Raw genomic sequence first — 6665 nt, 5'->3', positions numbered from 1 at the left:
ATGATATCCACTTCCCTTTGTACTATCCCGGATGGACTGTCCCGCCGGTGGATCAAGCATCCGTAAACGCGATTCCCCCTTCCATAGACGAGGCACCTGAAACGGGGAACCAAACGGGGAACGAGCAAACCGCCACCCTAAACCGGCGACTCGATGCATCTTGCGCGCCCTCCGGATAGCATCACGGTTGTGAGCAATCAGAGTGTAATCTTTGTGGACGCTGGGTTTCTTCTCGCTGTAGGAGGAACGCAGGTTTCTGGCACATCGCTTCGTTCTGCCTTCCATGTGGACTACGCCAACCTGATTTCAGGGATCTTGAGGCGGACAAATGACTACTGTGGATTAGATGCCCTTCGCGTCTATTGGTATGACGCATCGAAGGATGCCCTGTTCACTGACCAGCACAAGAAGATTGCTCTCCTACCGGATGTCAAAGTGAGACTAGGCAGGATCTCCTTCAATGGCGATCAGAAGGGGGTGGACCTAAAGCTAGGGCTTGATTTAATTGGGATCGCGCGGAACAAGGCAGCATCCATCGCTTTCTTGATATCAGGAGATGATGACCTGGCGGAGGCGGTTGAGGAAGCGCAAGACCTCGGCATGAAAGTTATACTGGTCGGCATCGGCGCACCAGATAGCAGGCTTGGCGTAGTATCTGTGGCTGAGCATTTAGCCCTTCGCGTGGACAGCATCATCACTTTGCCAAACGAACTCGTCGAGGCTTGTTTCAGCAGGTCGGTGGCCGAAGCTCCGCGGATTTCTATATCCGACCGCGATGCCGCACATGAGTCTGAGCTCCTCGTCGTCGACAGAAAGCCGAAGCCAGCCCCACCGTCCCAGGGCAGGCCTAACCCGGTGCTCGCAACACAGGGTAGCCACCGCCCGTCGTCGCATATTTTGTACAGCTCTGAAAGCAGTGGGTTGGATCATTCTGGCCTTGCCCAGTCGCCCCTCGAAGTCGCGTGGGAAGTCGGCACAAGCGTTGCCACTAGCTGGTACGGAAGTGTCAGCCAGACAGATGTCAATGACCTGGCTGCTGACAGGCCGATTCTACCCAGCGAAGTCGACAGGGTCCTCCTTAAGGATTGTGCACAACGCATCGGGGAACAAAGGACTGACCTTCAGGGGGTCCGCAGGGCATTGCGTGAAGCATTTTGGCAGAAGCTGGACGAGCTGCAGCTTTGAGAAATCATCGTGCCGTTGACCAGACAAGATAACGCTGCAGGTCCCTGTTGCCCCATTTCCATCGTTCGTGAAATAAGGACCCTGATGACGCCTTCATCGCTACGATGAGCATGGCAAGGACTCGATGACCGTCGTCGCGTCGATCACGGGCCTCGACATAAGTCACCGCCAATATTCTTTCGATGCTAACATTCGCTCACACGGGACACCTCCGGGAGGTTTGAAATGAGCTCATCGCGTCGGTATCTTTCGGGCACGGAGGTCGGGCTTGGCCGGAATGCGGGGTCAACCGCGCAACGACGGTATGCACCGTCCCCGGAGAATAACTATGACGAAACGACCTACCGATGGGTTGAGCGATGGACTGCGTATGGCGAAGCCTTGGATGCAATCCGAACGGCGATTCTTAAGGGCCGTGAACCCTGGGATGCTCTAGGAGACCCTGACCTGCTCATCCACACAGAGGTTGTCGAATCTGGACGAGCGGATCACCGAGAGCGTGGAAAGTGGTTCCACGAGCAGCTTGTAAAAGGGGTGACGAGCGCGTTCCAAAATCTGGAAAGCTTAACCTCCGAATATCTTCTGGCGGCCGATTCCGTTGAAGCCATCAAATCTTGCTATTGCTTTGCTACCTCCCCAGATCCCGTTGATACTTTCATCCATCTGAACGGCTCCACGGCAGGCAGCCCCAAGGCTGATGTCCGTAAGACCATGCTGGACAGAACCTGGCTATCTGGCTTGGAGAAGGGGGACAGATTCCCCACGAACGCTGCCGAAGGGCTTCGGCTGCTGACCGATGCTCTGGATAAGAAATTCAGGCTATTCTTCCGTAAGACTCTTGCCCATCCTCACGTACCAACAGACGGCTTATACAACCTCCTGCCCGACGCTCCCCACTTGGAAGAAAGATTCAATGAGGCAACCGCGAAGCTGATCGAGCATCGTAAAAAAACCTCTCGTCTCGGTTATGAATCGGGGATCGACGAACATGGTCGGACTGAGCTATACAGGCGTGCTCTCGAGGTCCTAGAACCGCGCATTGCCCAACGAAAATCCATGCTTATATTGGGCCCCACCTCCAGCGGCAAGAGTCATATTTCAATGATTGCCGTCGCTCATGCAGTCCAGCAGCGTCCAGGGTCCAATTGCATCGTGTTACTCCCAACAAAGGCGCTCGTAAATCAAGTAGTGGCCGATTGGAAGAGGCTTCTCGCCGGCACGGAATACGCCCATTGGGAAGTTCTGGCTGGATCTCGAGACTACCCTCAGTTTGATGAGCCGCTGCGTCGTGGCCGCTTCCACATCGCGGTGATGATTCCCGAAAAGCTTCTTGGACTAATGGCCAACGGCATGCGCTTGGGCAGATGCAACTTGATCGTCGCCGACGAGCTGCAGACTATCATTGATGAACAAAGGGGAATAAAGCTCCAGCGTCTACTAAGCAGTATTAGAAAAAACCATCCTTCTATCCCCGTCATGGGAATTTCGGCCTCCCTGCACAAAGATACCCAGGCCAGGATTGTCGAATGGCTTGGGATCGACCGCGAGGGCGTCCTTGAGGCAACGTACCGCCCAGTGCCCCTTGAGGTCTCGGCTTTCGACTCAATACAGATGATCACGCGGTCTATCTCCGGCCTACAAGAAGACACTAGCTCCGAAGATCTTCAGCGGAAGGTGGCCGAATGGTTGCGACTACCTTTTGTACGCGCCAAGAAAGCGTTCTCGAACGTTCTTACAGAATACGGCGCGGCCGTGGCGATGGCCGTGGAAATGATGCTGCCGGGCGCCACAGGAACAGCGGAGTCTCCAGACACCAAGAAAAGACCTAGGGATGCGCAGGTCCTGTTTTTCGCTAGAACCCGCGACCACGCCGAAAAGCTTGCAGAAGTAGTCAGGGTGATCGTCAAACTTCACATGATGAAGGACCACGGCCGTACGCTCAAGTCTCGTGGCAGCCCTTATGAAGGGTTTTTCAGTCCGGAATCAATGGCTTCGGACATCGACCGTAGAACCCAAGAATATCTGCGTCTTCCGATTAGTGCCGGACGAACGGACCTCGGAGAGTCGCTACGAACGGGCGTTGGCTACCATAATGCCCGCCTCGAGCCATCGATGCGTGAATTGATGGAAGACGGATTTCGGTCCGGCTTCATTCGTTTGCTGTTCGCCACCGAAACGTTGAAGCTCGGAATAAATCTACCCGCCGACGTTGTCGTTATTGGGACGATGGTGACGCCAGAGGGGCAATCGCAACGCCTGATGACGATCGATTCTGCTATTCAGAAAATGGGCAGGGCAGGGCGCCTCGGTTTCGGCAGCATCGGCCGGTCGTACTTGCTTGTTCCCGCGAGAATTAGTGAGAGCGTACAAATCGATGAGAAGACCCTCGAAGGTCTGTCGGGCCAGCTAGGCTCCCTAGCGAACGAGACACAAAGGAGTCGTGCGCTCCGCGCGGCCAAGGATCTTCCATCAGTATTCGGATACTACCTTTCTACAACGGACTGGCTCACCCAAGGCGCCCACTACGAACCACGTATAGGGACGGCACTCGAATGGGTCGCCGAGCACATGCTTCAAGATCGTGCGGCGCGAGCAGGTTCCTACACCCGGGAGGACTACATTGCTCAGGCGCAGGACGTGTACGAAAGCACCCTCGACCACAGGTTTACACAGGCCAAAATCGACGGGAAGGCTATCTTCGATCGGCTCATCCAAAGCAAGTTGCTCGGAGAGTCTTTCCGAGATTCGGAAAAATATCAGCTGACCGGCCTGGGCCGGTCAGTGAGCGTAAATGGCCTTCCCATTTCTGATGCAGGACTGATCCAAGAAATGGCACAGGCTCTCGAAGATGGGGCGGGTTCACTTACGCTCTTATGGCTGGCAGTGACCTCAAATTTCGTCAGAAATGCAAATTCTTGGATCGAGGTCAACCGAGGCGACGTGGCAGAGCCGGACCAACAGAACCTGGAACGGCAAATCCTGCATCTAGCTGGGGAAGTCTCCAGGCTCCAGGACCTCACAGTGCGCGAGGGAGGAGACGTAGTCGGACACGGGTCAGCAGCTGATGAGCTTCGAGGAATCCTTGAACGGAATTCCATACCCGCGCGCTATCAGACACTCGGTGCCGACCTGCATACGGACGTCCTGCGTGCCGCGCTCCTGGTGTCATGGGCGCAGGGAGTTCCCTTTACCAAGATCGTCAAGGACATCGTCCAAAGCCGTTTGACGGTACATTTCGTTCTCAAGAGCGAACGCGAAGCGCTGACAGTGCCAGTGCACGAATCTGATCTTCGATCACTGGCGGAAAACACTGCATATCTCCTAAATGCGGCCTCCGATTTGCTGACGATCAGGCCCTCGGGCAATGCCTATAGAAGGCTCCAAAGTTTGGCGCAAGCTGTGGAAGTCGGGCTCCCCAGCGGACTCCATGAGCTCGCCCGACTGAACCTTCGTTCGACCCACCGTGAGCGGCTTGCTTTCTTGGTTGACCACCTAGCCGAAAAAGTAGATGACCCGACGGAGATCGTCAGGGCGAGGATGGTCGACACAGCACCCCTTGCCAATCCCTCCTATGAAGAAAGAGAAGAAAGGTCCACCCGATATATCTCCGAAGAAGACTTCGAAGAGATATGCGCCCGGCTGGATGAGCAACGAAAGCGATCTGCGCAAGCAGGCCACGTTCTCTCCGATGCTGCCCGAGCCCAAAACGTGCCGGGCGGACAGACATACGGCCAGCTCAACGACGACATTCTCATGTTTCTCGAAATCGAGTACTCCGCCGGCGTGGTGCAACTCCTCGTTGAACCCTTCGAGGCGCTCGGGCTTACTTTTTCTGCATTGGACGAGGGGTTCACGCTCACTAGCCGAGTCGACCCGGATCTGACACTCCGCTTCTCGGTTGAGCCTCGAGCCGTAGGGTTTGCTCGATTAGATGATGCGGAGGGCAAAATGGACGTTTTGATATCGGCCGAAGGCATGACAAGTGGGGCGGCTGCGTCGCCATCAGCGTCGGAATCTTCCCCCGTCGTCATAGAGCCATCAACCCTACTTGAGCTGCTTTATGGAGTACAGATGGAAGTAGGAAGAGACCCGTCGATCTCGGGGCAAGGCGAAGGCGCAGCTTGGATTCAAGTGGGGCACTCATTCCTCGAACTACTGCGCCACAATCAGCCACTAATGAGGGGAAAAGATGTCTTCAGTCGCCTCCTAGGATTGGTGGTCGCCGAGCCTCCAGCAATAAAACCGGGCGCGTTCCGCGTGGCCGAACACAAGGCGGACATTTGAATCTTCCTCGGGAAATCGCTGTGGTGGTTGACGCCGATCAACTCACCATTCTTCCTAAATCCGCTCAGTCTGCTGCCCGGATTGAGGAAATCGCCGCTGGTTCGGCGGCTTCTGAGCACTTGGCTTATGGAGTCCTCCACAGAACAGTGGTCGCTGATTGTTCGTTCGAACCCGAGCGGAAGCTCGCCGAGTCACTTGCCGCTCAGGGAAGCTACTCAATCAGGCATGTGCCGTCGGACGTGCCTGAAGCCCGCTCGATGATCCTTTACTCAGAGGTCATTCGGGCGACGTACGATTCTGTAGGGCTGATAGTACTCGTCTCTGCTATCCGGTTGGCTAGCCAGGTCGTCGACACCGTGCACACATCGGGCAAAAAGCTGCTGCTCATTTCCTCCAATCAACCGAAACGAGTCATTGGGCCCGACCATGTGGTGCATCTTCCAATCGACATCCAATCGGTTGTCTACATTGTTCAAGTCGCAGCTACGTCCCTTGCAACCGAGCCAGGAGCCTTCTTCTCAAAGGGCAGAGTTGCCGTACTGCTTGAGGATCTGGAAAACAAGGTCAAGGAACAGCGTCCGTCCTTCAACCCCCGCGAGTTTGGGAAACCTGACTTGGGAACTCTTATCCGAGGACTTCATCACGAAGCGGTGCAGATAAACGGAGCACGAGTTTCCGTCGCCCTCCTTCCGGGAACCTCCCCCTTCGCCAGCGACTCTGCGGACAATCTCCACCAGTGACCAACGTCCCGCCCCTGCCGCGAAATTGATTGGAACTTTTCCTCCGTCCGCCTAAATTTCTCGGAGTCGGCAGATCGGGGTGATGGGCCACGTTGCGAGGAGGAACGGCAACTTCCGATTTGTCTATCGGCCAGACAGAGCACCCCGGCGAGACGCCTCTGCAAGCCGCGGGCCGTATAGCTGACGAGACACGCAAAGCATGTCAACAGTGCTTCCAGACGACGGCTTCTTGTGTGCTTCCGAGTCTAATCCGGTGTGCTGCCGCAGGAATTGATACAGAGCAACGGGAAGAAGGAAGGGTCACTATTCGCCGGTTTAGGGTGGCGGTTTGCTCGTTCCCCGTTTGGTTCCCCGTTTCAGGTGCCTCGTCTATGGAAGGGGGAATCGCGTTTACGGATGCTTGATCCACCGGCGGGACAGTCCATCCGGGATAGTACAAAGGGAAGTGGATATCAT

General features: G+C 55.7%; 3 protein-coding genes. All 3 read left to right on the top strand.

Annotation, left to right across the window (positions count from 1 at the left end; all coding sequences use genetic code 11):
- Nucleotides 1-189: 189 nt before the first annotated feature.
- The 3 genes from AC1DJB_RS23490 (at nucleotide 190) to AC1DJB_RS23480 (ending at nucleotide 6209) form a co-directional block, all read left to right on the top strand.
- Nucleotides 190-1185: an NYN domain-containing protein gene (locus AC1DJB_RS23490; RefSeq protein ID WP_476910969.1), complete on the top strand. Its 996-nt coding sequence runs from the start codon at nucleotides 190-192 to the stop codon at nucleotides 1183-1185.
- A 381-nt stretch (nucleotides 1186-1566) separates the two neighbouring features.
- Complete coding sequence (locus AC1DJB_RS23485) at nucleotides 1567-5469, top strand: DEAD/DEAH box helicase (protein ID WP_476910968.1); 3903 nt, start codon at nucleotides 1567-1569, stop codon at nucleotides 5467-5469.
- Entirely contained in the window at nucleotides 5466-6209 is a 744-nt protein-coding gene (locus AC1DJB_RS23480) for a hypothetical protein (RefSeq protein ID WP_476910967.1), read from the top strand. The genes AC1DJB_RS23485 and AC1DJB_RS23480 overlap by 4 nt, the downstream gene beginning before the upstream one ends.
- Nucleotides 6210-6665 lie beyond the last annotated feature (456 nt).

It is taken from the genome of Arthrobacter sp. 01T428, from assembly GCF_056398685.1.
The sequence above is the reverse complement of the archived record's forward strand: the minus strand, read 5'-3'. Positions and strand labels throughout refer to the sequence as shown.